This is a genomic window from Leadbetterella sp. DM7, from assembly GCF_040829825.2.
Taxonomy (GTDB): Bacteria; Bacteroidota; Bacteroidia; order Cytophagales; family Spirosomataceae; genus Leadbetterella.
Map to the genome: position 1 here is coordinate 263,961 of NZ_JBFOLH020000005.1, position 25,318 is coordinate 289,278.

Annotated in this window: 22 protein-coding genes and 1 tRNA gene; 13 read left to right on the plus strand and 10 right to left on the minus strand. The window is 44.8% G+C overall.

What is annotated here, in order from left to right:
* Positions 1-34: 34 nt before the first annotated feature.
* Both AB2U10_RS08530 and AB2U10_RS08535 read right to left on the minus strand, forming a co-directional pair.
* Entirely contained in the window at positions 35-493 is a 459-nt protein-coding gene (locus AB2U10_RS08530) for a DUF4395 domain-containing protein (RefSeq protein WP_367914907.1), read from the minus strand.
* 192 nt (positions 494-685) lie between these two features.
* Positions 686-1,006 (minus strand): NIL domain-containing protein, encoded by a 321-nt coding sequence (locus AB2U10_RS08535; RefSeq protein WP_367914908.1) that lies wholly within the window; start codon positions 1,004-1,006, stop codon positions 686-688.
* Positions 1,007-1,565: 559 nt separating this feature from the next.
* Between AB2U10_RS08535 and AB2U10_RS08540 the strand changes: the two genes are divergently transcribed.
* The 7 genes from AB2U10_RS08540 to AB2U10_RS08570 all read left to right on the plus strand — a co-directional run bounded on the left by AB2U10_RS08540 (position 1,566) and on the right by AB2U10_RS08570 (position 11,048).
* Entirely contained in the window at positions 1,566-1,874 is a 309-nt protein-coding gene (locus AB2U10_RS08540) for a VOC family protein (RefSeq protein ID WP_493820392.1), read from the plus strand.
* A gap of 395 nt (positions 1,875-2,269) precedes the next feature.
* Positions 2,270-3,478 carry a TlpA family protein disulfide reductase gene (locus AB2U10_RS08545; protein ID WP_367914909.1) on the plus strand — a complete coding sequence of 403 codons (1,209 nt, stop codon included), beginning with the start codon at positions 2,270-2,272 and terminating at the stop codon, positions 3,476-3,478.
* 309 nt (positions 3,479-3,787) lie between these two features.
* Entirely contained in the window at positions 3,788-4,867 is a 1,080-nt protein-coding gene (locus tag AB2U10_RS08550) for an OmpA family protein (protein WP_367914910.1), read from the plus strand.
* 5 nt (positions 4,868-4,872) lie between these two features.
* Positions 4,873-6,249 carry a TlpA family protein disulfide reductase gene (locus AB2U10_RS08555; protein WP_367914911.1) on the plus strand — a complete coding sequence of 459 codons (1,377 nt, stop codon included), beginning with the start codon at positions 4,873-4,875 and terminating at the stop codon, positions 6,247-6,249.
* Positions 6,250-7,242: 993 nt separating this feature from the next.
* On the plus strand, positions 7,243-7,665 hold the full coding sequence (locus AB2U10_RS08560; RefSeq protein WP_367914912.1) for a hypothetical protein: 423 nt from the start codon (positions 7,243-7,245) through the stop codon (positions 7,663-7,665).
* Positions 7,666-7,787: 122 nt separating this feature from the next.
* Positions 7,788-8,717, plus strand: a complete 930-nt coding sequence (locus AB2U10_RS08565) for a DUF4249 domain-containing protein (protein ID WP_367914913.1) — start codon at positions 7,788-7,790, stop codon at positions 8,715-8,717.
* On the plus strand, positions 8,718-11,048 hold the full coding sequence (locus AB2U10_RS08570) for a TonB-dependent receptor (protein WP_367914914.1): 2,331 nt from the start codon (positions 8,718-8,720) through the stop codon (positions 11,046-11,048).
* A 76-nt stretch (positions 11,049-11,124) separates the two neighbouring features.
* Here AB2U10_RS08570 and AB2U10_RS08575 read toward each other — a convergent pair whose 3' ends face one another.
* Genes AB2U10_RS08575 through AB2U10_RS08590 form a run of 4 tightly spaced genes read right to left on the minus strand, consistent with a single transcriptional unit; the run spans position 11,125 to position 15,578 of the window.
* Positions 11,125-13,242, minus strand: a complete 2,118-nt coding sequence (locus AB2U10_RS08575) for an outer membrane protein assembly factor BamB family protein (RefSeq protein ID WP_367914915.1) — start codon at positions 13,240-13,242, stop codon at positions 11,125-11,127.
* Between the two features lie 55 nt (positions 13,243-13,297).
* Entirely contained in the window at positions 13,298-13,774 is a 477-nt protein-coding gene (locus tag AB2U10_RS08580; RefSeq protein WP_367914916.1) for a cupin domain-containing protein, read from the minus strand.
* Between the two features lies 1 nt (position 13,775).
* Positions 13,776-14,846 (minus strand): alpha/beta hydrolase, encoded by a 1,071-nt coding sequence (locus AB2U10_RS08585; protein WP_367914917.1) that lies wholly within the window; start codon positions 14,844-14,846, stop codon positions 13,776-13,778.
* Between the two features lie 18 nt (positions 14,847-14,864).
* Positions 14,865-15,578: a carboxymuconolactone decarboxylase family protein gene (locus AB2U10_RS08590; RefSeq protein ID WP_367914918.1), complete on the minus strand. Its 714-nt coding sequence runs from the start codon at positions 15,576-15,578 to the stop codon at positions 14,865-14,867.
* 175 nt (positions 15,579-15,753) lie between these two features.
* On the opposite strand from AB2U10_RS08590, the gene AB2U10_RS08595 reads away from it, so the two are divergent.
* The gene (locus AB2U10_RS08595) at positions 15,754-16,647 is read left to right on the plus strand and encodes a helix-turn-helix domain-containing protein (RefSeq protein WP_367914919.1); all 894 of its coding nucleotides are present in this window, start codon (positions 15,754-15,756) and stop codon (positions 16,645-16,647) included.
* Between the two features lie 67 nt (positions 16,648-16,714).
* Here AB2U10_RS08595 and AB2U10_RS08600 read toward each other — a convergent pair.
* Positions 16,715-16,786, minus strand: a tRNA-Glu gene (locus AB2U10_RS08600).
* Between the two features lie 299 nt (positions 16,787-17,085).
* Here AB2U10_RS08600 and AB2U10_RS08605 point away from each other — a divergent pair.
* On the plus strand, positions 17,086-18,108 hold the full coding sequence (locus tag AB2U10_RS08605; RefSeq protein ID WP_367914920.1) for a glycosyltransferase family 2 protein: 1,023 nt from the start codon (positions 17,086-17,088) through the stop codon (positions 18,106-18,108).
* On the opposite strand, the gene hemL is transcribed toward AB2U10_RS08605, so the two are convergent.
* The 3 genes from hemL to yidC are packed head-to-tail and all read right to left on the minus strand — an operon-like array spanning position 18,075 to position 22,913.
* Positions 18,075-19,376, minus strand: coding sequence for a glutamate-1-semialdehyde 2,1-aminomutase (hemL, locus tag AB2U10_RS08610; RefSeq protein WP_367914921.1), 1,302 nt, complete (start codon positions 19,374-19,376; stop codon positions 18,075-18,077). The genes AB2U10_RS08605 and hemL overlap by 34 nt on opposite strands.
* On the minus strand, positions 19,373-21,016 hold the full coding sequence (locus AB2U10_RS08615) for a hypothetical protein (protein WP_367914922.1): 1,644 nt from the start codon (positions 21,014-21,016) through the stop codon (positions 19,373-19,375). Before AB2U10_RS08615 ends, hemL begins: the two co-directional genes overlap by 4 nt.
* Positions 21,017-21,071: 55 nt before the next feature.
* Positions 21,072-22,913, minus strand: a complete 1,842-nt coding sequence (gene yidC / locus AB2U10_RS08620) for a membrane protein insertase YidC (protein ID WP_367914923.1) — start codon at positions 22,911-22,913, stop codon at positions 21,072-21,074.
* 340 nt (positions 22,914-23,253) lie between these two features.
* On the opposite strand from yidC, the gene AB2U10_RS08625 reads away from it, so the two are divergent.
* From AB2U10_RS08625 to AB2U10_RS08640, 4 genes are all read left to right on the plus strand, one after another.
* Positions 23,254-23,721 (plus strand): hypothetical protein, encoded by a 468-nt coding sequence (locus AB2U10_RS08625; protein WP_367914924.1) that lies wholly within the window; start codon positions 23,254-23,256, stop codon positions 23,719-23,721.
* 139 nt (positions 23,722-23,860) lie between these two features.
* Positions 23,861-24,253: a hypothetical protein gene (locus AB2U10_RS08630; RefSeq protein WP_367914925.1), complete on the plus strand. Its 393-nt coding sequence runs from the start codon at positions 23,861-23,863 to the stop codon at positions 24,251-24,253.
* 56 nt (positions 24,254-24,309) lie between these two features.
* Positions 24,310-24,642 carry a hypothetical protein gene (locus tag AB2U10_RS08635; protein ID WP_367914926.1) on the plus strand — a complete coding sequence of 111 codons (333 nt, stop codon included), beginning with the start codon at positions 24,310-24,312 and terminating at the stop codon, positions 24,640-24,642.
* Between the two features lie 110 nt (positions 24,643-24,752).
* A complete protein-coding gene (locus tag AB2U10_RS08640; RefSeq protein WP_367914927.1) occupies positions 24,753-25,316 on the plus strand; it encodes a Crp/Fnr family transcriptional regulator in 564 nt (187 codons plus the stop codon).
* Positions 25,317-25,318 lie beyond the last annotated feature (2 nt).

A 25,318-nucleotide genomic window follows, 5' to 3' on the forward strand; every position in this document is an offset into this window, starting at 1 on the left:
TTAATACACACCTGTAGTAAGCGGTTGATACGGGTTATTTAAATGACCGGACAGCGCTTTTCCAGTAAGGATAGAGAAAGCAGGCTGCACAAAAGCCGAAAACCGATTCGAGGAAAGCAAAGAGCAGCAGCACAGCTCCCAGGAAACGGGGTACATCTGTGAGCCCGTAAACCGATGTAACGAGTACGGCCACGCTGAAAGCGAGCCCTATGCGGGCGGCAAAAACTTTCGGACCGCGGTCAGTAGGTTTGGGGGTGAGCCGGAACAAAGAAACGACCGATCTGCTGGTCACCGCCAGGGGACTGGCCTTACCGTATTGAAAGGCACGTAAGGCAAAATCAACCGACAGGAAACCCGGTATCCACCAGGAGCCGGTGGCCAGGAATAAGCCGGTAAGTAAAACCACAAAAAATGCTGTAATTCGTGCCTGGTTCTCATCTGCTTTCAGAAGATCTACGGGGCATTCGGGATAATTGGCCATAATTGTTTTCAAAAATATGGGGCAAAGTTAAGCAGGGAATATTAATATCCTATTAAATCTATAGATTTTATATTAAATACTTTGAAGCGCCCGGCGGACTTTTGCGCCGTCAGCAGATGGGGGATAAGCCAAAGAAAAGTTCTCATAAGTGAAATACTACAGGGTACGAAAACGGTTTGCCCGAATAAAGACAACGGGGCAAAATTACGCATATCGCATGACTGTATTTTTAATATTTTTCCGGTTAAAATACCGGATGGCTTTGTCGGTATTCTCTTTGTCGGTTCTGAGCTCGAGAACCAATTTCCCGAAATTTCCCTTTCCTAAGAACTCAATATCGGCTTTTACCAGCCGATAGGGTATATTGAGCCCGGAATAAAGGGTATCGATCAGGCGGTCGAACGAAATGGTTCCGTTTAATTCTACTTCCACTATCGGGAACAAATCTTCCGTGGAAATATTCTCTGAAGAGGTATAAATATCCTGTGCTATGGCCATACGTGTTGTTTTTATAAAATGTTTCATGCCGGAGAGACGGTTACCGGTACTGCGTTTGACCGGTAGATAACCGGGTTGACCGCACTAATTATGGGCAAATATAAGTGTATTTTGTATAAATATACTAAATCTATAGATTTTATATTTTATAATAAATAAACAGAAACAAAAGAGCTGCTTTTCCGGCGAAAGAGGGGTACTTTCCGGCCTTAAAAGGCGTGTTTCCGGGTTACTTTTTCACCGGGTTATAACAGCAGAAAAGGTTTTATGCTAAATTTACAATAAGATATCCCCGGCATAGGGAGCTGAATAACCAGCGAAAAGTTATGGCTATCGCAAAAAGAATATTTCTTCTGAATAAAGCGAATATAATCTACGGTGCAGGCCTGGCAGGACTGTTGCTGTTGCTGAAATGGCTGGAGATCCGTTGGGATTGATCGTAACCCTTATCAGTGCATTAATTTTGAAACGGAAAGCAGCTCAAAACAAAGAATTATAAACCGGAGCATACTCTGAAACCCAACAAAGGAATGAAAAAAGTAAAGGCATCGGCGGCATTTTTTTCAAATGCAAAGACCCCAAAAAAATGACGGAATGGTACCGCAAGCACCTCGGTTTGACCACCAATCCTTACGGAGCCACTTTTGAATGGTACGAAGGACCCGGCGGCACCAAAGCCCATACACAATGGACACCGTTTGCCGAAACCTCGGCATATTTTGCAAAAGACTATATGATAAATTACCGGGTGGAAAACCTGGAAGCGCTGGTAGAGGAACTAAAAAAAGAAGGGGTAACCGTGCTGGATACCATTGAAACCTACGATTACGGGAAATTTGTGCATATCCTGGATGCCGAAGGGAACAAGGTTCAGCTATGGGAGCCGGTAGATTAAATTCTATGGGGTATAGTACGTATAATTCATCCGGGAACCGGGCTTATTCACGGATATATTCTATTGAATCAGCGCTTGAAACGCTTAGTGAAAAGTATGGATTCGTTTTTCAAAAGAAGAAAAAGCTGATAAAGAGATATTTGTTTACCAGGTGCAGTTCATAATGTTTTATTATGGTAACTTTAAAATTAACATTCCAGGGCCACTTAATAACGTAACCAATGAATAGGGTAGCTTTTTTATTTGCATGTATTTTCTTTTGTTCATCAGGTATCTATGCACAACGGGATAGAAGTGTGATCATTCAAAGCGAACCGGTAGCACTAAATTATATTGACATATTCGGAGAAACAAAAGGAACAGATGATCCTGGTGAACTTCCGGGGCAAAACGCAATGATGAAGGCTGAGCTTAATGAGCCCCGGTTTTTATATTTCCTCGATACGAAGTCTCCTCAATTTACTTTTTATTATTTTTTTGCGTTTCCGGGTGACTCCATCCTTATTCACCGGGCGAATTCAGCCTTCAGCATCCGGTCAAAAAATTATCCGGCCGTTAATTACCTGATTGAGTCTTTTGAAAAAGACTCCGTAAGTATTTTCCTGGCAAATGAATCAAGAAAACTATCGCTGGTAAACTCGTTTACCGATGCGTACAAGGTTTCAAAAAGAACTTTCTTACACAGAGACAGCCTGATAGACCACTATTCCGGCGAGCTGGGAGAAAACTATAATAAACTTAAAAAACTGAACAGGATTGTACGGTTAGATTATTTGCTGCAACCGTATAACCCTTGCAGCAGCCGTCCTGATTTTACGCCTGAAACAGGCTCGGGCGAGTATTTTGCGGAAATCGGGAGACTATTTTCATTAGCATTTGAAAATGAGGACGATATTTCATTGTTCTCATTTTGGCTCAGTAAAATTGCTACCAACTACCTTAATTACATGGTGAAGGATACCCCGGCTGAAGAAAAAACAAAAACGAAAATCGATTTGATCAGCAGGATGCCTGAAGGAAATACCCGCACTATTTTTATTACAAAGCTCTTTCTGGAGGAAGGAACCAACAGCTCCTTTTATGATGAATACTATCCTATATTCAGTAAAATTTGCAAAAACGAAGCTTATAGAGCCCTGCTTGAGGCCAGAAAGCTTAAAGTGAAGGAGATAACAACTTCTGAAACAATAGCATCCACTTTGCTGGAGTCGCCACGGGGAGATGTAATTTCCTGGGATTCTCTTACCGGGAAGCATCCGGGAAAAATGGTGTATGTCGATATCTGGGCTTCCTGGTGCAGCGGATGTAAAATTGCTCTCCCCAAACTCAATAAATATGCAAAAGAAAACCCTGATCTGAAAGTAGTTTTTCTATCGAAAGACCACGATATTAAAAAATGGGAGAAGAGCCTTTCTGAGTGGGATTTCCCTGATAACGCAGAGCATTACCGCATAGACCCTGATACTGAACTCAGCAAAGCCATTTCTGAACCTTCCATCCCCAGGTTTCTCCTGATCAACAGGTCGGGAGAGGTAACCTTTATCAGTGCAGAAAGCATAGGTACACCCAACTTTGAGAAAATGATGCGGAGACTGGGAAATTGAAATCAGGCTTAAGTACACTTTTTGAATACAGGGTACTATGCAGTAAACGACCATTCACATCTTTTTTTATCAATTCACGGCAAAGATTCGGTAAAACCCGCTGCAGACATTTGTAAGGCCCGTTCCACTTAAGTATCTTTAACAGTGTAAGGAGACTCATGAAAAACAATTTCAAATGTACTTTCATACAATGCAATAGCGCAAAATGATTCCTACGGGTATCCTTTTGAATGTCAATAATTCGTAATTAATATATCTCCCTGTGCTACAAGAGAGGGAGATAGTAAGCTTAAATAAATAACTTTCACCATGATGAAAGGAGGGTTTCTGAATAAATACATCTTTTTTCTGTGTATAATCTCAAATGGTGTTTATGCTCAGAACGCACCTGTTATCCACCTTAAAGGCTCGGTTTATGATGAACGTAGTGGTTACGACTTGCCGTCTAAAGTTTATAGTGTTAAAAACGGTACAAAAAAACTACTTGCCGAGCCGCGTAAGAACGGGATTTTCTACGAATATAATGCGCAGGTACCGGTAGGAACAGATTCTCTGATATTTGAAAGTGCCGGTTATTATACAAAAAGCTTCCCGCTTTATTTTTACGGGAAATTCAAACAGGGGCTTCAAAATCACCTTACTATTGAAACCCTGAAACTGGATAGACCAGAGGTTAACCGAAGATATATCGTATTTTGTGCCCCTGAAAAAAGCAATAATAATTACAATGTGATTCACTATATCGGGAACGAGTGGCATTGTACAATAAATAGAACTTTTTTAAAGAGCAACAACTCCTTAGATCAGGATTCACAGAGCCGGTATGTTATACAGATTTTATCTCAGGATAACGAGCTTTTGTCAGAAGTAGAATACCGTCCGCTTTCTGGTATAAATATAGTGGATCTTACTCCGTATGTGCAGGAAAATAATACGAATGATATTACCGAAAAAACACCGGTAACCGATACAATATCTGCCGTTTATCCAGCGTCTTTAAGCGAGACTCCCGAATTTCAGGAGCCTGGAAATAACGAAGCAACTGAAGCTCCGGAATTTCAGAAATCCGGAAGTTCTGAAATTTTTTTTGAACAGAGTAAATACGAATTAACCGCTATGGCTCAAGAGTCGCTGGAAGAAATCGTAAACTATTTAAACAGGAATCCGGAACAAAAGATAAAAATTAAGGGCTTTACGGATGGCGTTGGAGAAGGGAAATTAAATGAAACCTTAGCAAAATACAGAGCGCAGGGAGTTACCCGATATTTAATTAACAAAGGTCTCTCTCCGGATAGGATCAAAGTGGAGTGGCAAAAATCAGGCGAGCAAACTTTGATACAAAAGGAAGAGCTGGATCAATACAGAAAAGTAACCATAACCGGAATATAATGAACATGAAAATAGTATTCATCCTTTTAACGGTTTTCAGTAATTTATACGCTTCTGAGGTAAAAGAAAGTAAGGAATCTACTATTATTATCATAAACCCGAAAGAGAAAACTTTAAATATTCAATTCAGAATAACACCTGAATTTTCTCTTGGCTTTTATTCCACACGAAAGAAATATGATACTATTCATATCGAAAGTACTACGTCTTCAGGAATCGTAATGGGCTGGTTAAATCAGGAAAACAAGTATACCTATAATACATTCCTTATAAATCATGGCGAAAAAGTTGTTTTAGAATGGGGAAATAATGGTTTGGCTGCAGTAACTACAGATAAAATAAGGAAAAATGAACTGGATTTTTTCCCGGAAATGCAAAAGTCTTTAGGCAATTTCGAGGGTACTCTGACCTATATTCCTCATAAAAGGAAAAATGCAGATTCGTTACTCAATACGGTTCTGGACCTTTATAGCAAACGTCTTTATTTTCTGGAAGAATATAAAATTACGCATCCTGTTTCTGAAGAATACGAAAGTCAACTTAGAAAGATATTGAAATACAGGCAGTATTATGATTTTTTAGACCATTGCCAAATAGATGGAATATTAAATATGGAACTGTTGTTAAATCCTGGCGCTAAGAGTTTTATAGATTCTTTACTAAGCCTCAAAGACGACGAAAACATTTATCTTCAGGAAGCACTCGCATTTGCATTAAAATTAGAAGAAGGGACTTATACCTCTGTTTATTCAAAAATTAAATCTGCTTACACAGGAAGTACCCGTGATTTTCTACTTTATAAGACAATCAGCAGAGCTTATTCCTCTTTAGAACTGGGTGAACTGGTAGACGATTACCTGTCGACCGCAGAGTCAGAAGTCTTGAAAAAATACGTAGCCGATGAGTACGGAGATTATGGAGGGAGTGGCCTGGAGTTCACAAAGCCAACGTACAACTTTTCAAAAGAATCGTTGTTGTATAATTTAAAAACGAAAGAGTTTGTGAGCTGGGATACACTTTTGAAATCAGGAGGAATCGGGTATATTGATTTTTGGGCTACGTGGTGCGGAGGTTGCAGATTAAACCTTCCGTACACGAGAAAGTTAGCCAATGAAATGAGTTCCGGCGGCGGAAGGGTGATATATATATCGAAAGATAAAAACGTAAAAGCCTGGGCTAAAATATCCCGAAAAGAACAATTACCTGATGAGGATAGTTATTTGTTATTAGACGCAGATGTCACCTTAATTTCGCAAAAATATCATATCAGGGCGATTCCAAGATATATGATCGTTGACAGAACCGGAAAGATCAGTAATGATTCTGCCCCACATCCGAATTCTTCACTTTTACACGAAGAATTAATAAAAGCGGCAAGGTGAAATGTCCTTTTTACAATGGGCTCAACGCCATTGATTATGGTAAAGTATCCAACATGTTTTAATGCTCTGGAGAACTCGCCCATTAAAACAGAGAGCAATACTAACTTTAATAATTTGATAGAAATGTGCAAAAAACATAGGTACACCCAACTTTGAGAAAATGATGCGGAGACTGGGAAATTGAAATCAGGCCTAAACACACTTTTTGAATACCGGGTACTATGCAGTAAACGACCATTCACATCTTTTTTTATACTTTCACTGCAAAAGCCCTGCTGATCACTGCAAACGTTTGGATTCCCCTTTCCTGTTAAATATATTTAGCCATGCTAATGAGAACACATGAAAAGAAATTTAGAATATACATTCATTCAACAGATAAAGGCATTAAATATGTCTGAGATAAAAAACCGTGCCTTGGTACGACTGCAATTTCACTCCGATATAGGATCCTCACCGGAGTGCTCTGGAACTTTAAACACCTATGAAATAGAAAATGCAGGTATAAAGGCCGTAAAGAAAGGCTCCATGAACTTCCTGTATCGTTTGATATATACCTGTATCAGTATGGACGCACATTTGCCCTGATAAAAGAGATCTTTCACGAGATTATCTTTTTAAGATCAATCCGGGCACCATGAAATAAAGCAGAAGGGGATAACTGAAAATGAAGTTTTCCGGTATATAACTGGCATTTCATCTCAGTTAAGAAATTAAGAAAAGCCCCGTCACAGTTTTTGGAAGGACAGGTGACAGGGCGTCGTATAAATTGTCAAACAATCTAAACTTGTGTAAAATTATGAACAAATTATTTCTTTTTGTTTTTCTGGGCCTTCTAATTATTTCTTGCCGTACCGAGGAGGTCGTTGTTAAGGAGCCCATAGCAGCTAAAACGGGGACAATGTAGTTTATCAAATCGGGCAGAAAGGCGTGGCTTATATTTCCGTCTTAAATCGGAAAGATATCCTGGGAAAATTTCTACAGAATCCTTTTATGGAAGGTGCATCTTATGAAAAAACGGAGGCTGAATTCATTAAAAATGGTCGTATAGGAGCTATTCAGCTTGGCGTACTAGATGATCCTTACAACGATAAGCGCAGAATAGTCGGAGAATTCGTAAGGCATTATTCGGTTGTCTATATCTCTTTACAGGTAAAAATGCGATATCAAAAGAAAAACTGGATAGGATGGAGTAATACAAGTTGTTATTACATGTATTTTTATGCAGAGGGACTTTACCAGAAGCGAGGTGACGTGATACCTTTTTATGGCTCTCGTAGCGGATATAACGAGGAAGAAATCTCTATGTTTGTCGACGAGCTGTATAACCTTGATCTGACCTGGCGTTATACTTACGGTAGTGGGCAATTTCAAGGTGGATCAGGTGATCCAAGCATCACATCTTTTTATTTTTAGAGGTGATGAAAATCTGAGAATTTTAAAAATTGTAGTAGACAGCAGGGGGAGATCCCCCTGCCGTTTATTCGCTTGACATACTATTAATTTGTAGGATTGAATATTATAGTGGCTTAATGATAATGGCAGGCAGAAAAGTAATTTATATTCAGATTGTTTCCCTTTTATTTCTATACGCTTGCAGGGGACGTGAAGTGACCATTCCGCTTGCTTATGAGGGAGATAAGCTGGTTATATGGGGACGGCTACAAGCCGGAAAACCGATAAAGATAAAGATAGGGAGAACTTTTCCTGCCGTGGGAGCTATCCCTGGTCAAATAGCGGTTACAATGGCCAATGTTAGCTTGTATAAAAACGGATCATTTTACGTACACTTATCGCATTCGTCCCATGAAGAAGGAGTATATGTTTCAGACAGTCTTATTCGGGCGGGTGAGATTTACATGATCAAAGCAGAAGCTACCGGTTTTCCAACAGCAATATCTGCCCCGGTTAAAATCCCGGAAAGTATTCCCAAACTTACATATATTCTTACGAAAGACGTACCCGGTACAAAGCTGCCATTAGTGCCACAGGATTTGATAAGTTTATATTTTGAACCTAATGATCAGATTGTAAATTCCTATGTAGCTGTTGGCTTTTTGGCATCATTTCAGGAAGTTGCCCTTCCGACTAACTGGCCTACTGCTGATAATATTATAGCAAATGAAGAGGATTGTCACGCATGGGCTACAGATCCTGAAAAAAAGTTTGGGAATCTCTTTCTGATAAATGGCTCTTGCGTGGTAAAAAATCGGCCGCTTAACTTTTCAGTAGCGAGTGGCAATTTTTCAAAATTACCCAATAGCAAGGGCGAGTACGAAAGAGCTTATCAATTAACTATGCTTGTCGCGTCAATTACAGAAGGATGGTTTGTTTATAACCAAATTGAGGGGAACCAACCGGGAGGCCTGGATCACCTCGTTGTTCCTTTACAGATGGCATACAGCAATATTGAGAATGGATATGGAATGGTATATGGCATGAACTTGCAACAGATTGAATTAAAGTAAATGAAAAGGGTTGCTTGTATATTATATTTTACATTGGCTGCGAGCACCTTTTACAGGAGTTATGCACAACAGGTCAGTACCAGTGGACAGGTCAGGGATGCTGCAAGCGGAGAACTGATGAGTGGAGTGATTGTGTGGGACAGTCTTTCACAGCGGGGGGCTTTTACTAATATTTATGGTTTTTTCAGCCTTACCTTGCCAGGGCCGGGATTGCTAAAGTTTAGTTACGTGGGTTACTCCCCTGTTTATATTACAATAGATGAGCAGCATATTAATAAGGCGTTGGATATTCGTCTGGAGCGGTCTTGTGAATTAGAAGAAATAATTATTCAGGCAAATCGACCCCGGTATATTTCTGGCAATCCGGTTAGATTGCCGATTGGTGAAGTACGTAGTATGCCAACTTTACTGGGAGAATCAGATGTATTAAAGGCCTTCTCTTTTACACCTGGCGTTTCTACCGGAACTGAGGGGAGTGCAGGGTTGTATGTCCGTGGAGGTACTCCGGACCAGAATCTGATTTTACTTGATGAAGTGCCCGTGTATAATGTGATGCATTTGGGTGGCTTTTTCTCGGTGTTCAATACCGCTTCTTTGAAAAGCGCCGAATTATATAAGGGTTCGTTTCCTGCTCGTTACGGCGGCCGTCTTTCTTCTGTTATTGGCCTGTCGATGAAGGAGGGCAACAATCAAAAATTTGGGGGAGAGGTAGGTTTGGGATTACTAAACCAAAGTCTGACTCTTGAAGGGCCTATTATTAAAAATAGAGCTTCTTTTATCGTCTCTGGCCGTATTTCGAACCTGGGATTAAGTCATTTGCTTAAACGGAAAAGGCAAACTAACGGGTTTGGTTCGGATTATACCTACTTTTTTTATGATCTAAATGCAAAAATTAACTACCAGCTAAGTAAAACCGATCAGCTTTTTCTTAGTTTTTACAGTGGTTATGACAGGTTTAAATATGATGACTGGCGGGTAAATATCAATAAAGAGACGTCGACTTCTACCGGCAATAACTGGGGCAATGCAACCAGTACTTTGCGGTATAGCAAAATGATGAATACCAGATTTTTTTTGCGTGCAGCGCTGATATTTTCAAGGTATACAAGTGAATTTACAAATGATTTAAGTGATATCGATCAAGATGGGAATCCAGTAAAATTGTTTCGCCACACTCAGACACGGGTTACCGATTTTGGAGGAAAGCTTCAATTGGACTACTTCCCACACAGGGCAGTAGAAATGAAGCTGGGAGTTGAAATGACGCGGCATTTCTTTCAACCTTTCAGTACCTTGACCAATTATGAGCAGGATCAGACGAAGGCTGAGAATGAAAAAATTATGGCTATGCAGGCAGATGCTTTTGTTGATACAGATATTAAGCTTACTAAAAAGATAAACCTTAATGTGGGAGGGCGATTTACAAGCTATGAAGTTAACGGTGTAACATTTAGAAACCCGGAGCCACGTGCAGGGATTGGTTGGGTTCCAGATGACAATTGGAAACTTACTGCAAGTGCAACAGTAATGAATCAATATCTGCACCTGTTGGTCAATAACGGTTATGGGTTTGGTTATGACGCATGGTTGCCATCAATTCAACGGGTACCTCCATCAAGGGCAGAGCAATGGTCTGTAGGCCTCAGTCGGAGTTTGGTCGGACCCAACCTTGAATTCTCACTGGAATATTATAGAAAGACATTGAGCCATATGATCGATTACCCGGATGGAACAAATTTTACTGGCCTGCTTGCAAAGCCCTGGGATGATATAGTTTCAAAAGACGGAGTGGGAAGAGGATCAGGACTGGAAATAATGGCTGAAAGAAACTCGGGTAAGTTGAAAGGAAGGTTGTCCTATACTGTGTCCCGGAGTGAACTCCGGTTTGACGAAGTTAATGAAGGGCAATGGTATCCGATGAAATATGATCGCCGACACAATCTGAATATATCTGCCAGATACAATTTGACTAAGAAACTTAGCTGTAATGCAACTTTTATTTACCAGACAGGTCATGCGATCACCGTTCCCTACGGAGCTATTCTTTCGGAGGACGGAAGCGGTCCAAGGTTTATCTACCGGCAGCGAAATAACGGAAGAATGCCGGCATTTCATAGGCTTGACCTGGGGCTGATCCGGTCAGGAACGTTTAAAAGTAAGCACCCTACCCAATTGGGTTTGGGCATTTATAACGTTTACAACCGGTCGAATCCTCTGTATGTTGATCTGGTGGTGAGCGGTTCTCCATTACCCGGTAAGGGTACAATTGCAATCAAACAATATTCCTTGTTTCCTATTTTACCATTTATCAATTATTCAATTCAATTTTGATTTGTAAATCACTATGTGCCTCTTGATTAAATTTTTATTGTTTTTGTGATTTACGTCCCTGAAATTTTGCCCGGAATCATAGAGAAAAAGCCATTATTGAACCTGAGGGGTTTTCTTTTGTCCCTCCCACAGATAAAGCAATATACTGTTTGCCATTTAAATAGTAAGAACAAACATTCGCGTTGTTAGCTGCAGGCAATTCCGTTTCCCAAACCATTTTGCCGGTAGTTTTATCAAATGCCCACAATTTTTTGTCTTCGGCACCGCTAATAAAAACCAAGCCGCCCGCTGTTACCATCGGGCCTGATCTTCCCAGTAAGCCGGTGATCGGGCCGCCCTTTTCCTGCAATTTTTCATCGTTCCCTAAAGGAATCTGCCATTCGTATTCGCCGGTGGAAAGATTCAGGGCATTCAAGGTACCCCAGGGGCCTTTCATGGCCGGATTCCCGGAAGGGCCTGCCCACGTTTTGTAACCGGTGATGTTACCGTATCGGATCGCATTCGTTTCTCCTGTTTTTACTTCTGCAACCGGCCCGGCCTGGTCCCCTTTTTTGTCAAATAAAAAAGCGGTTATCGCCTGCTCTTCGGCCGGGGTCAGTACCCCTTTATAGCCAGGCATGGACCCGCCGCCCATTCTTATTTTTTCGAGTGCTTCCTTTTCACTCATTTTATTTTTCAGGCTTATCAGGGAAGGAAAAGTAGGCGGGATCCCCTTTTTCTCTGCCCCATGACAGGCGGAGCAATGCCGCATATAGGCTACCCTGCCGGTTTCAAAAACCGAGTTGTCACGGGCTGCAAAGTGCTTGTCGAGGTCTACAATGGTTATGATTTCCGGTAAGTTATTTCCCCTGATGTAGAGATGAGCGGTACCCGGGTCGTAGGCGGCTCCGCCCCAATTGGCCCCTCCACGGGTAGCCGGGAGCGACAGTGTTCCTTTTAAATCGGGTGGTGTAAACAATCCTTCGTATCGTACGGACCGGAATTGCTGCAGAATGGCTTTGTGATCTTCATCCGAGTAATAATTTAAATCCTCCTCGGTCATAAACTGTTTCACGAAGGCTTTGGGCTTTACCGGGAACGGCTGGGTGGGCCAGACTTCTTCGCCCGGTATATGGGAAGCGGGTACTTTGCGTTCTTCCACGGGATAGACGGGCTTTCCGGTATCCCGGTTAAGGATAAAGACGAAACCCTGTTTGGTGACCTGGGCTACGGCATCCACCTGTTTCCCGTCTTTGGTGAAAGTCACTAAATTGGGCGGGGCCGGCAGGTCGTAGTCCCACAGGTCATGGTGTACAGTCTGGAAATGCCATTTGTATTGACCGGTGGCTGCATCTAATGCCAGCACGCAGTTGCCAAAAAGATTTTCACCCTTTCTGTCAGTGGCATAATAGTCATAGGAAGGGGAGCCGAGAGCCAGAAAAACCATACCTCTCCTGGTATCTATGCTCAGGCCTGCCCAGCAGTTAACGCCGCCGGCATATTTGTAGGCATCGGGAGGCCAGGTTTCATAGCCGGGTTCACCGGGATGCGGAATGGTATGGAAGGTCCATTCCAGTTTACCGGTTTTGCAATGATAGGCCCGGATATAGCCCGGAGGTGCTCCATAAGAGTCCGGCGTTCTGGCCCCGATGATGATTAAATCTTTGTATATCCTGCCGGGAGAGGAGAGAGTCACCGAAATTTTTTCAGGATCATCTCTCATGCCTTCATTCAGGTTTACCCGGCCATTGGTGCCGAACGAAGGGATGATCTTCCCGGTCTTTGCATCAATAGCCATCAGGTAATTTCCGGAAGAATATAAAATCCGTTTGTCGCCTTTACTTTCCCAATACGTAACTCCCCGGCTGGCGGCACTGGGCACACCTTCGTCCAGTGTCTTACAAGACCAGATTTCTTTACCGGTAGCGGCATCAATGGCATAGACCGTTTGCTTACCGGAGTTGGCGTACATGATGCCATCCACTATGATGGGGTTACTCTGGCTGGATACGGGCTGCTCGCCCTGCGGCAGGTCGCTCATTTGAAAAGTCCATGCATTTTTTAAGCCGCTTACATTAGAAACGTTGATTTCCTCTAACGGAGAGTAGCTGGAGCTGGCTTCATCGCCTTTGTAAAAAGACCAGGTTCGATCCAGGTTAACCGAGTCGGCATTGGATTTACAGCCGGCCATTAAACCGGCGAGTAAAAGCATCATCAGAATGCTTTTTTTCAATGGGAACTTTGTCATATTTTAAGGTTAAATCTTTTAACTACTGGTGGTATTCTTCTTCCGTTACTTCCTGTAACCAGACCGTTTCGCCTTTCTCCCGCCCGGTTATAGCGATCTGAACAAAGGCTGTATCAGGGCTTGCTCCGTGCCAATGGGGCACATTTACCGGGCATTTTACTACTTTCCCCTTCCGGATAATTACTTTTTCCTTTCCTTCTTCCTGGTAGTAACCCACACCCTCCAGCGCCAGGATAATCTGCCCGGCAGGATGGGAATGCCATTTGGTTCTTGCGCCCGGCTCAAAAGTGACACTTCCCACGGCATTCTGGTTCAGGCTATCAGCACTAACCAGGTTATTTAACCAGGCGGTTCCGGTAAAGTTATCGTTAGTGATTTTTTCACCTTTGGCAAAAACAGGTTCCTGTGCCTGCTCTTTTGCAGCCTGATCCTGTGGCCGACAGGAAAACGTTAACGCTGCAAGAAGAAATAGTTTTACGGTGCTTTTGGGCTTCATCATTTTAAAGGTTGGTCTTATAAAAGTTTAATAATTTATGGACGGCCTGCGATACATATTCCGGTTTCCAGTAGGTTTCAATATGCGTAGCGCCGTCAATGATAAACAGCTCCTTGTTTTTGGCATGGACTGCTTTGGCAAATGCTTCATCGGTCATGTATTTTGAATCGGCTTTGCTGCCGGCTATCATCAGCAGGGGCTGGTTGATCAGTTCTATGTGGTCAGTGGCATCCCAGGTCATCAGGTCGGGAAGGCTGCTTACTGTGTATGCCCCGCCGGAGTTGGGGTACGCCCCTGAATTGGGATGGGCGTGGGTACGTCCATAGTAGATAGCTCCCTCTCTGTACATCTCAAAGGGCATGGCGGCAATCTGCTCATCAGTAGGTGCAGGCCCTCCGCCCACATAACGAACTTTTCCTCCGGCCGCTTCCTCCGCCCGGGCTTCAGAAGCCTGTTTTAACCGCTCCTGTATGGTGGAAACCTGGGAGTTCATAAAACCGTTGCGTCTTACTTCTCCTGAATTGAACATGCTTAATGTGGCCACGGCTTTAAAGCGTTTGTCGGACTGGGAGGCTTTCAGCGTATAACCACCGCCACCGCAAATGCCCAGTACCCCCAGCTTATCGGTATCCACCCCCTTATACCCCGAAATGTAGTCTGCCATGCCATGTATATCTTCAATGCGGTTTTCCGGCTTGTCCACATTGCGCGGCAGCCCGCCGCTGGCCCCCTGGTAGGCCGCATCGGCGGTGATGGTGATGTAACCCTGCTCAGCCAGGCGCTGGGCATATAAGCCGGCCACCTGCTCCTTTACCCCTCCGTTAGGGTGTGCAATCACCACGGCAGGGTATTTTTGGGAAGCGTCGTAACCCGGCGGTGTATACACATTGGCAGCGATGGTAATGTCTTTGATTTTATAGGTAACCGGATGAATGTTTACTTTTCCTTTTATGTTTTCGGTAATGGCTCCTTCATACACCAATGTATAAGGGTTCACTCTTTGAGTTTGGGCATGGATTCCATCGGTTACGGCTGTGGACACGGCGAATGCGGCTATCGATATTATGTTTTTCATTTTTAAAGAATTTGAATTTTACTTCCTGTTTTTAATTACTTCATCTAAGATTTTCTGTGCTGATCGGGCTTCTTTTTTACTAATAGCAGATTTAATAACGGCTACAAACTCCTGTAACTGGTCAGCGGTTAATCCTACATTCAGGCAATTGTTTAAGTGAGAACGCAGCATGGGCTCCACCCCGCCGATAGCGGCCAGAACCGATACGGTTACCAACTGCCTTTCGGCATAAGTCAGCACATCACGATCAAAAAGATCGGCAAACAGATGCTCTTTCAGGAACACTTCTATTTCGGGCGCGAAAGCGGCATAACCCGTTTTGGTTCCTGGTTCCTTAACACCTGTGAGTTTTTCCAGGCTGGCCTTTCCCCGGTCATACCGGGTGCGGTGGTCGTTTACCGGGGATGCCTCTTTACCCGCTTCATGGGTAAGGCCTTTGGCTTTACGGTCATCCAGCACCTGCATGAAGGTTTGCAATCCCCGGAGACTGCGGGGAAACCCACAATACGCATAGAGGTGGACAAGGCTTTCTTTGATCTGATTGACGGTTAATCCGGCATCAAGTCCTGTGTTCAGGGCTGTTTTCAGCTTGTCTAAATCTCCTTTTGCGGTCCATGCGGCAATGGAAATCGTACTCTGGTCTTTTGGACTTAATGCTCTTTTTATACCCTGCGCATTTATAGGATTAGTCATGCCCGCCAGGGCTATCAGCAATCCTATAATTGATTTCATTATTTTCATATTATTTGATGACGGGTAGGATTATATTCTGCAATGCAAATTTGCCGGTAATTATTGACACCTGCTTATACCTATTACGGTATTACTTACCAATATTACTGATTGCCGGTTAAAACCTCAAAAACCGTCGTTTGATTTAGTAAATTTGTACTATAAAGATAAAAAAATGGACGGTGTGGTTAACTTCAGCAGCATAAAGGAGTATAATGCCTTTAATCATAACGAAACTCTGCACCCCCTGGCGGGTGTGGTTTACCTGGACAAAGCTGCCCCCCGGAGAAACCGGCGTTTGCGTTATGAATTTTATACGATCTTTCTGAAAAAAATACATTGCGGTGACTTGCGGTATGGGTTGGGGAACTACGATTATGAGGAGGGGACATTGATATTTCTTGCTCCGGGACAGGTCATTGGCCAGAACACTGAGGATTATTATCGGCCGGAAGGTATTGCCCTGGTATTTCATCCCGATTTGCTATTGGGTACTTCGCTGGGGAAAAATATGAGCAATTACCATTTTTTCTCCTATGCCGTGAACGAGGCCCTGCATTTAGCCGAGCAGGAAAGAAAAATTATATTGGAGTGTATTGCTAAAATTGAAAACGAATTACATCACGCTATAGACAAACACAGCAAGCAACTGGTTGTAAATACTATTGAGCTATTTCTGAATTATTGCACCCGGTTTTATGACCGCCAGTTTATAACAAGGGATACGATCAACAAAGGGGTTCTGGAGAAGTTTGAAGACCTGATGAATGACTATTTTTTGTCGGATAAGCCCGTTAATATTGGTTTGCCTACGGTGGCCTGGTGTGCCGGTGAGCTGAATTTATCGGCCAACTATTTCGGCGATTTAATTAAGAAAGAGACCGGGGTTTCGCCACAGGAGTATATCCAGTCAAAAGTAATTAACGCCGCTAAAAGCCGGATTTTTGATGGTAATAAATCCATCAGCGAAATTGCCTATGACCTGGGCTTTAAATATCCTGCCCATTTTACCCGTCTTTTTAAGCAAAAGACAGGAGTAACGCCTAATGAGTACAGGAATCTGAATTAACAGGTATTCGATATTTTTTTCTCATAAAAAGCAGAAAGCGCTGAAAATCAGCGCTTTCCTTGGCCTGTGACCCTACGGGGAATCGAACCCCGGTTTCATCCGTGAAAGGGACGTGTCCTAACCGCTAGACGATAGGGCCGGCTGGTCCCATAAATCGAAAAATAGCGTAACTTTTCACTTATGTCACGACCCCGTTTCCGAAATCGTGGTGCAAAAGTAGAGGCCTTTTGCTAAACTTCCAAACGCGCCGAAGAAAAAAATAAGAGTTTTTAGGGGCTCAGGGAGCTGACCTGTTTTAAGAAATTAATTATGAATAGGTTGGATAAGAATGTGCCCGGCGAGACCAGAGGCCGGAGATAAAAAAAACAGCCGTACGCGGCCGGATGCAGCAGCCGTAGTCTATCTTTGTGACAGCCTACTCGTATAATGAGCATTCTATTGAAATATTCTGTAGTGGTTCCGGTATTTAACCGGCCAGATGAGACCCGGGAGCTATTGGAAAGCCTGGCGGCGCAGACATCCGGTAATTTTGAAGTGGTGATCGTTGAAGACGGCTCTACCCTAAGCAGCGAAGAGGTGGTGCGGCAGTTTGCCGGCCGGCTGGATATCCGCTATTACTATAAAAACAACTCCGGGCCCGGCGATTCCCGGAATTACGGGATGCGGATGGCCACCGGGAATTATTTCCTGATCCTCGACTCCGACTGTATCCTCCCGCCAACGTATATGGCCGGGGTAGACAGCGCATTGCAGGCAGATTACGCAGATTGCTTCGGGGGCACCGATACCGCTTTGGATAGCTTTACCGATGTTCAGAAGGCCATTAACTTTGCCATGACCTCAGTACTCACTACCGGCGGAGTAAGGGGCGGCTCTGAGAAGCTGGGGAAATTCCAGCCCCGGAGCTTTAATATGGGGTTATCCGAAAAAGCATTCAGGGCCTCCGGCGGATTCGGCAGAATTCATCCCGGCGAGGACCCTGACCTGGCTATCCGCTTATGGAAGCTGGGATTTGAAACCCGCCTTTTTAAAAATGTATCGGTGTATCACAAGCGGCGGATCGACTGGGGCAGGTTCTATACCCAGGTCAATAAATTCGGGAAGGTACGGCCCATACTCGACCACTGGCACCCGGAATACGCCAAGATTACGTATTTCTTCCCGTCGGCCTTCCTGGCCGGAGCGGTGCTTGCCCTTGCGGCTTTGCTGATGGGCCGGCCCGGGCTGCTTATGCTTTATGTATTTTATTTTGCCGTTTGTTTCCTGGTGAGTTCCGTGCAGAATAAAAGTGTGAAGATCGGGATAATGTCGCTTCGGGCCGTTATCACCCAGTTTGTGGGCTACGGCTCCGGTTTCCTGAAATCGTTCTGGCAGGTGCGGGTCAGGGGAAAAGAGCCTGAGAGCGCTTTCCCCCGTTTATTTTTTTCTCAATCTTCTGCCAGTGACGCCAGCGTGTCGTGACTGGCCCGCAGGATCTTGTTGGCCAGCTTACGGTCGATCTTCGCCGAAAGAAACAACGATTCAAACTGGGAAGGCGCCAGGTATACTCCCCGCTGCAGCATACCGTGAAAATACTTTCCGAATTTGGCCGTATCAGCCGTTTTAGCCGTTGTATAATCAATTACCTTTTCCGGGGTAAAGAAGAGGCTGTACATGGAGCCAACCTGGTTGACAGTATAGCCAAGACCCAGCTCAGCTACTGATTTTCGCAGGCCTTCTGCTATATATTGCCCGGTTTCTTCCAGCTGCTCATACACCTCGGGGTGTTTCTTCAGGTGCTTCAGCATGGCAAGCCCGGCCGACATGGCAATGGGGTTCCCCGATAACGTGCCGGCCTGGTACATGGGGCCCGACGGTGCCACCATCTGCATGATTTCCTTTTTGCCACCGTACGCGCCTACGGGCATGCCGCCGCCAATGATCTTGCCCAGGGTGGTAAGGTCAGGCTGTATGCCGAAGCGCTCCTGCGCACCGCCCGGCGCCAGCCGGAAGCCCGTCATCACCTCATCAAAGATATAGAGGATGCCTTCCTGTGTACAAATATCCCGCAGGGCCTGCAGGTAGCCATCAGCCGGCAGTACACAGCCCATGTTCCCCACTACCGGTTCGATGATCAGGGCGGCGATCTGCCCCTTGTGGCTGTTAACCAGTGCTTTTACGGCTTCCAGGTTGTTGTAGGGAGCTGTAAGGGTATCCTGAAGGGTAGAAGGCGTAATGCCGGGACTGTCAGGCACACCCAGGCTTAAGGCGCCGCTGCCGGCCGAGATCAGGAAAGCGTCGCCGTGGCCGTGATAGCATCCTTCAAACTTGATGATCTTGTTCCTGCCGGTATAGGCTCTTGCCAGGCGGATGGCCGACATGGTGGCCTCCGTGCCTGAATTCACCATCCGTACCATTTCTACTGAAGGCATCAGGTCGGTGATCAGCCGGGCCATTTCTACCTCTTTCACGGTAGGGGCACCAAAAGAAAAAGAAGAGCGGATGGCTTTTCGTACGGCATTCTCTACCGGTGCAAAGGCATGGCCCAGGATCATCGGCCCCCACGAGCCGATCAGGTCAATGTATCTGTTGTTATCCTCATCGGTCAGGTAAGCTCCTTTGGCGCGTTTGATAAAGCGCGGTGTCCCGCCAACCGATTTGAAAGCTCTTACAGGAGAATTTACTCCTCCAGGGATATATTTTACGGCCTCTTCAAAGGCTTTTTCGCTGTTTTTGGGTTTACGGATCATCGGTATACTTCTTCAAAATTGTGGTCTCTGAACTTCACAATCGGTACAATATCGTTTTGCTTTATTTTATTGCTGAAATCATACCCGCTCAGCAGGTATTCATCTACATATTCTCCCTGTTCAATATGCTTTTGAAATGCACCGGAGCCATCTTTCAGCATAGAACCGAAATAATAAATAATGTCATAGCCCAGGTAGCTGTAGTAGGAGGGAAGAGCGGCGGTTTTGTCGAAGTAATTCTTTTCAAACTCTTTTACAGTCTCCCGGTCCCGGTTAACGTATTCGGGGTAAATCAATGCCACCTTATCGGTAAAAGACGAGGTATTGAGCCGGTCCCAGTTAAAAGAGCTGGCGGTAAGTATAACCTCGCAGTTTAAATCGTTCATGGCCACGCTTTGCAGGAACCTTACTCCCAGGTTATTGTCGGCAGCCAGGAAAACGTGTCCTTTCTGGGGAGGTAGCTTCTGACCGGTAAATTTCCGGACCTCCGTTACGGTATAGCCTCTTTTCCGGGCTTCTGATGCATAAATCTGTGCAAACAGCGAATCCTTCCGGGCCTCCCCGTAATATACGCTGACGGTTTTCGGTAAACCGGCTGAAGCGGCATAATCCAGTGCTTTTTTGGCCTGCTGGGCGTGTGAAGGCTGCATCAGGTAGGCGTTTTTAGACGCGGTCAGCAGCGCAAGATTATTGGAAGTAGGGTGAATATGGATCACATCGTGATCGTTGACAAACTTCTGGGTCAGGGTATTCGGAGCAGGATAAAGCGGGCCTATTACCACGTCGAGTTCAGAAAACCCGGTTTTCTTCTCTGCGGCTTTGAAGGCCTGGGCATCGCTCCGGATGTCGTACGTATGTAAGCTGACCGCTACTCCTTCGGCATTCAGCTTCTCTGTGGCGATCGTCATGCCGGCATAGAGGTCATATATATACCGGAACGGTGATGTGGCCGGATCTGCATTGCTGAGCTCGAAAGGAAGAAGAAGGCCGAAGTTCAGCACACTGCCCGAAGGTTTTTTATTGCCGGCTGAAGTACTGCCCGGCTTTTCCGTTTCCAGCAATCCGAAACGGTTGGTCAGCATATCGGAGAGCTCCAGGTCGGCTTTGGTATTGTACCGGTTTGCCTGGATCTTATCTACCAGGGCACGGGCAATAGGCTTGTAATTCGGATACTTGTTATACAGGCTTTTAAGTGCCGATATGGTCTTTACATTTTTGATATAGTCTTCCATCACCCGCATCTTCAGCGGGTTAAGCGCCTTGTTCTCTACTTCATGAAGGGCCTTCAGGCCTTCCTCGTAGTAGCCGTCTTCCAGGTTGATGCGGGCATAGAGGATTTTTGCTTCGTCTATCTTATCCCAGTCAGGATAATACGTCATCAGGTTCCGGTACAGGATTTTCGCCTGGTACTTATTGCCTTTCTTTTCAGCTGCCTGGGCGGCATACAGATAGGCATAAGGTGCCACGGCGTTGTTGTGGTTACGGGTAGTCAGAACAGATAGTTTATTGAAAGCCTCCTCATAGCGGGCCTCTTCAAACAGGCTTACTCCTTCTTTGTATGTAGTAAGAAATTGTTGATCAGAAAGTTGAGCGAAAAGCTTCCCGGAGCAAAGTAATAAGAATAAGAGCGACCTTTTCATCTAAATTGAGTTGGTTGAAAAAAATATGGGCTGCAAAAGCAGCCCAATTTACGAATTATTTTTTTCTTTTCTGTTGCTGCCCCTTTTTCAGCTCGTCGCTTTTTCGTTTCATCTCCTCTGAAGCCTGCATTTGCTTTTCCAGGAAATCGCTGAATTTATTCTTCTTCTGGGGCCGCGTATGGTAATTCCGTTTGTTGTTTTCGAGGATGGAAAGAATCTTCTCCTCGTTCACAAAACGCTTCACAATCAGCTGCTGGGCAATGGTGATCAGGTTAGAGATCAGGTAATAAAAGCTCAGCGCGGCGGGGAAGCTGTTCAGTACAAACATGAAAACCACCGGGAAGATATACGAGATCTTCTTCATATCTACCGGACCCGGCTGGTCTGGCGTATTCTGGTTGTTATAATAGGTAAACGCCAGGCTGGAAAGCGTCATTAAAACCACAAACAGGCTCAGGTGATTGCCCAGCACGGGTATATTAAAGCCCCAGTGGATCAGGTTATCGTACGTAGAAAGGTCTTTGGCCCACAGGAACTCCTTCTGGCGGAACATCACCAGGTTAGGGAACAGGAAGAAGACCGACATCAGGATAGGCATCTGCAGCAGCAGCGGTATACAGCCGCTGAGCGGGTTGACTCCTACCTGCTGGTAGAGCTTCATGGTTTCCTGCTGCACCTTAACGGCATCATCGCCCACGCGCTCTTTGATGGCGTTGATTTCCGGCGCCAGCACCCGCATCTTTGCCGAGCTCATGTACGACTTGTAGATCAGCGGCGTCAGTACCAGCTTGATGATCAGTACCACCACAATGATCAGCAGCCCGTAATTGGATACAAAAGACTCTACCCAGGTAAAGAGCGGCACAAAAACATACCGGTTAATGGGTTTCACAATGTCGTATCCCAGGTAAAGGTTCTTCTGGAAGTCGTTGCCTACTGCCTTCAGGTCGGCCAGCTCATTGGGGCCGAAATAGTATTTGAACTGCGCCTTATTCCCGATCAGGTCGGCATACGGGATTTCGGCACTGGCTTTCGCAATTTTTACCGTAGTGGAGTCCTGAAGCGGGGTTTCCAGGCTGAACCGGGCATGCTCAAAATAAGAATTCTCAAAAACAATACCGCTGGTAAAATACTTCTGGTAGAATGTGAACCATTTCACGGGGTGGTCGGCATTCTCGGTGTTGCCCGACAGGCTGTTGGAGCCTACCGTTTCAAACGTATTTTCCTTATCAAAATAATTGATGTGCGAGCCCTTCCGGTTTTCATTCAGGTCGTTTTCCAGTACACGCATATGGTTTTCCCAGTTCAGTACTACCGGCGCATTCCGGATCACGCTCTCCAGTCCCTGGGTTTTTATATTGTGCTGTATCTCAAACCCTTTGTCGCTCAGGGTATAAATTTTCTGCAGGGTTCCGCCTTGTATCTGTGTGGTAAATACCACGTTTTGCGATTGCCCTTCGGCTACGGTACCGTTTACGGCATCGGTGGCAAAATTGATATCGCTGAGTTTCAGGGTGCCGTTTTGTACAGGAATTTCGAAGTCGAGATTAGACTTTGTTCCCTCAAAAAGCACCATCTCGGCGTCTTTATGCTGAATAAAATCGGTATAGGTCTTGTAGTTTTTGAGCGCTATCTGTTTGATCACCCCGCCTCTGCTGGAGAAGGTTACCCGCAGGTCGTGGTTTTCCAGGACGATCTCTTTTTCAGCGATACTTTGCAGGGTACTATCTAAAAGCGGGTTGGCCGGTGCCGGAGCGGGGACCGTTTCTGAAGCCTGTGCAGGCTCCTTTTTGGGGGCAGCGGGAGTTTCCGGTTTATAGAAAAATGAATACGCTGTGAACATCACTACCATCAGCAGCAAACCGATGATATAATTTTTGTCTATTTTATTTTCCATTCAGGAATTTGGTTAAAATTCGGCGCAAATTTCGGAAAAAATATTCACTTTATCGCATCCATTTTGATGAAGTAGGGATAAAGAAGGATAACCGGTAGCCATGAGGCCGGCATTTTCCGAACTCCTTCCGCCGATTTTGATAATTATCAAAGGAATTCCGTTTGAGGGAAAATAATTTTGAGCCTGTAAACCAAATAAACAAAATGAAAAAAACTACATTATCCGTGAGCGTCGCACGCACTTTGTTCTTCCTTTCTTTTCTTTTCCTCTTCTCTTGCGAAAAAGAATACCACAAGCTTGAGACATTTTGTCGTTGGTAGTAATACATAAAAGCTGTGGTATGAAGTATAAAGATAAGAGGATCGTATTAATTATGATCTTAATAATCACCTCCAATTTTTTTTGGCCAAGTACCCTCTTTTCCGTACTATCAGGCGAAGAGGGGATAAAGTCTCCTGGTTGTCAGTATATCAACGGCTCCGGCAAATTTACTAAATCAAGTTACAGAAGTTTAGGAGAGGGGAATAGCTTCAAATATAGCAATGGGTATGAATTTGCCAAAAGAGATTATAGAACCTATCGCCTGGAAAATCCGGAAGATACTACAGCACTTTATCGCAGGTTTCCTGTCAACCCTTTGAAATTCTGGCGGTATTGGGAATACATTACCTGTGACTGTTATGAATTGCCTTACATGAGCGATCGCAAAGCAGAACAATTGATCAGGAAGCTTAAGCGCCAGGAGGAGGAAGAATACCGGTCAGGGTTCAAAGAAGCGGATGGGAGAAACCGGGAAGCGGGTAGCTAATTTTAAGCGTATGAAATAGCCATGAGCAGTCAGCTATCAGAAGTCGGGCACACCGGGTGACGTATCACCAACCGGCCCATGAATAAGCGGTCCGCCGCTGCGGCTGATAGCTGAAGGCTGAAAGCTAAATTTTATACATATGAAAAAATACCTGAGTATCGCAGTACTTATTCTTAGCTCCAATACCTATTGGGGCAGCAGCATAATCCGGGTTCTGACAGCCGATTCGCCTGAAACCTACCTGTATTTCAACAGTACAGGTAAGTTTAACAGGGCCTTCAATCAAAGACTTGTGACGGTGGGCTTTCAATACGACAACGGCGCAGAACTGGCCCGGCAGGAATTCAGAAGCTATCTGGCTGAAAATCCCGGTGATGATAGGCAGTTATACCGGAACTTCCGGATATATCCCTTTAAATTCTGGCGCTGGCGGGAGTATCTGACCTGTGATTGTTATCGGCTTCCCTACCAGGCCCGGATACCGGATGGATATTTTGAGGAAATTACAAAAAACCCGGACAAATTCAGATGATGAAAAGATATCTTTTGTTTTGGGCATTATTTGTCGCGGTGACTAACCATAAATCCGTGAGTAAATTTCTGAACCTGGTAAGCCATGACTATGCCTCCTCTCACGAGTACCTGTATAGCAATGGCAGCGGGAATTTCTTTATCAGTGAGATTTATTTGAAATCCACGGATGATTATGATCGCGGTTTTGAACAGGTAAGCTATCTGTACAAGCAATATCGGGCAAAGCACAAAGAAGACACTACACCGCTGTACAGAAATTTCAGAATGGATCTGTGGAAGTTCTGGAACTGGCGCAGATATGCAATATCAAAGTGCTACCGGCTGCCCTATAAGAGAGAAATTCCATTGGAATACCGGAACACCGGATCGTACAGAATAAATAATTGAATTCAGTCAATGCTGATTTGTTCTTGAAAAAACGTAAGTTGACACCGGTTTACAAATGACGATATATCAACCCGTCACCTGATTCATTCACCCATTAATAAAAAACAATAATGAACTACTTTATCCATCACCTCCGGCTTCTTGCGCCTTTTGATGCGGAAACGGCCGAAGCCATTAACGGCATCCTGTCTGTTCACCAGCTGAAGAAAGGCACGTTCCTCTTGCAAAACGGCGATATCTGCCGGTATTTTTACCTGCTGGAGAAAGGACTGGCACGGGTTTTCTATCACAAAGACGGACGCGAGGTGACCGCCTGGTTTACAGCAGAAAACGGCATTGTAAGCGCTATTGACAGCCTGTTTACCGGCCAGCCGAGTCAATACAACATAGAGATCCTGGAAGATGCCACCGTTTGGGCCCTGCAATACGACAAGCTGGAACCCGTATTTGAGCAATACCCGGTGGTGGAAAGGCTGGGCAGGCTGCTGGTTACACACAATTACCTGCTGTTGGACGAACGCATGAAGCTCTTTGCTTTTTGTACGGCAGAAGAAAGATACAGCCGCCTCCTGGAGCAGATGCCCGATATTTTCAAACGGGTCAACCTCGGGTACATTGCCTCTTACCTGGGCATTACCCCGGAACACCTGTCGCGGATCAGGAGCAAAAAATGAGC

Excerpts from the sequence above, each read along its gene's own strand:
- AB2U10_RS08535 (WP_367914908.1), bottom strand. The coding sequence starts at position 1,006 with ATGAAACATTTTATAAAAACAACACGTATGGCCATAGCACAGGATATT.
- AB2U10_RS08540 (WP_493820392.1), top strand. The coding sequence starts at position 1,566 with ATGACGGAATGGTACCGCAAGCACCTCGGTTTGACCACCAATCCTTAC.
- AB2U10_RS08545 (WP_367914909.1), top strand. The coding sequence starts at position 2,270 with ATGATGAAGGCTGAGCTTAATGAGCCCCGGTTTTTATATTTCCTCGAT.
- AB2U10_RS08550 (WP_367914910.1), top strand. The coding sequence starts at position 3,788 with ATGATGAAAGGAGGGTTTCTGAATAAATACATCTTTTTTCTGTGTATA.
- AB2U10_RS08555 (WP_367914911.1), top strand. The coding sequence starts at position 4,873 with ATGAAAATAGTATTCATCCTTTTAACGGTTTTCAGTAATTTATACGCT.
- AB2U10_RS08560 (WP_367914912.1), top strand. The coding sequence starts at position 7,243 with ATGGAAGGTGCATCTTATGAAAAAACGGAGGCTGAATTCATTAAAAAT.
- AB2U10_RS08565 (WP_367914913.1), top strand. The coding sequence starts at position 7,788 with ATGGCAGGCAGAAAAGTAATTTATATTCAGATTGTTTCCCTTTTATTT.
- AB2U10_RS08570 (WP_367914914.1), top strand. The coding sequence starts at position 8,718 with ATGAAAAGGGTTGCTTGTATATTATATTTTACATTGGCTGCGAGCACC.
- AB2U10_RS08575 (WP_367914915.1), bottom strand. The coding sequence starts at position 13,242 with ATGATGCTTTTACTCGCCGGTTTAATGGCCGGCTGTAAATCCAATGCC.
- AB2U10_RS08580 (WP_367914916.1), bottom strand. The coding sequence starts at position 13,774 with ATGATGAAGCCCAAAAGCACCGTAAAACTATTTCTTCTTGCAGCGTTA.
- AB2U10_RS08585 (WP_367914917.1), bottom strand. The coding sequence starts at position 14,846 with ATGAAAAACATAATATCGATAGCCGCATTCGCCGTGTCCACAGCCGTA.
- AB2U10_RS08590 (WP_367914918.1), bottom strand. The coding sequence starts at position 15,578 with ATGAAATCAATTATAGGATTGCTGATAGCCCTGGCGGGCATGACTAAT.
- AB2U10_RS08595 (WP_367914919.1), top strand. The coding sequence starts at position 15,754 with ATGGACGGTGTGGTTAACTTCAGCAGCATAAAGGAGTATAATGCCTTT.
- hemL (WP_367914921.1), bottom strand. The coding sequence starts at position 19,376 with ATGATCCGTAAACCCAAAAACAGCGAAAAAGCCTTTGAAGAGGCCGTA.
- AB2U10_RS08615 (WP_367914922.1), bottom strand. The coding sequence starts at position 21,016 with ATGAAAAGGTCGCTCTTATTCTTATTACTTTGCTCCGGGAAGCTTTTC.
- yidC (WP_367914923.1), bottom strand. The coding sequence starts at position 22,913 with ATGGAAAATAAAATAGACAAAAATTATATCATCGGTTTGCTGCTGATG.
- AB2U10_RS08625 (WP_367914924.1), top strand. The coding sequence starts at position 23,254 with ATGAAGTATAAAGATAAGAGGATCGTATTAATTATGATCTTAATAATC.
- AB2U10_RS08630 (WP_367914925.1), top strand. The coding sequence starts at position 23,861 with ATGAAAAAATACCTGAGTATCGCAGTACTTATTCTTAGCTCCAATACC.
- AB2U10_RS08640 (WP_367914927.1), top strand. The coding sequence starts at position 24,753 with ATGAACTACTTTATCCATCACCTCCGGCTTCTTGCGCCTTTTGATGCG.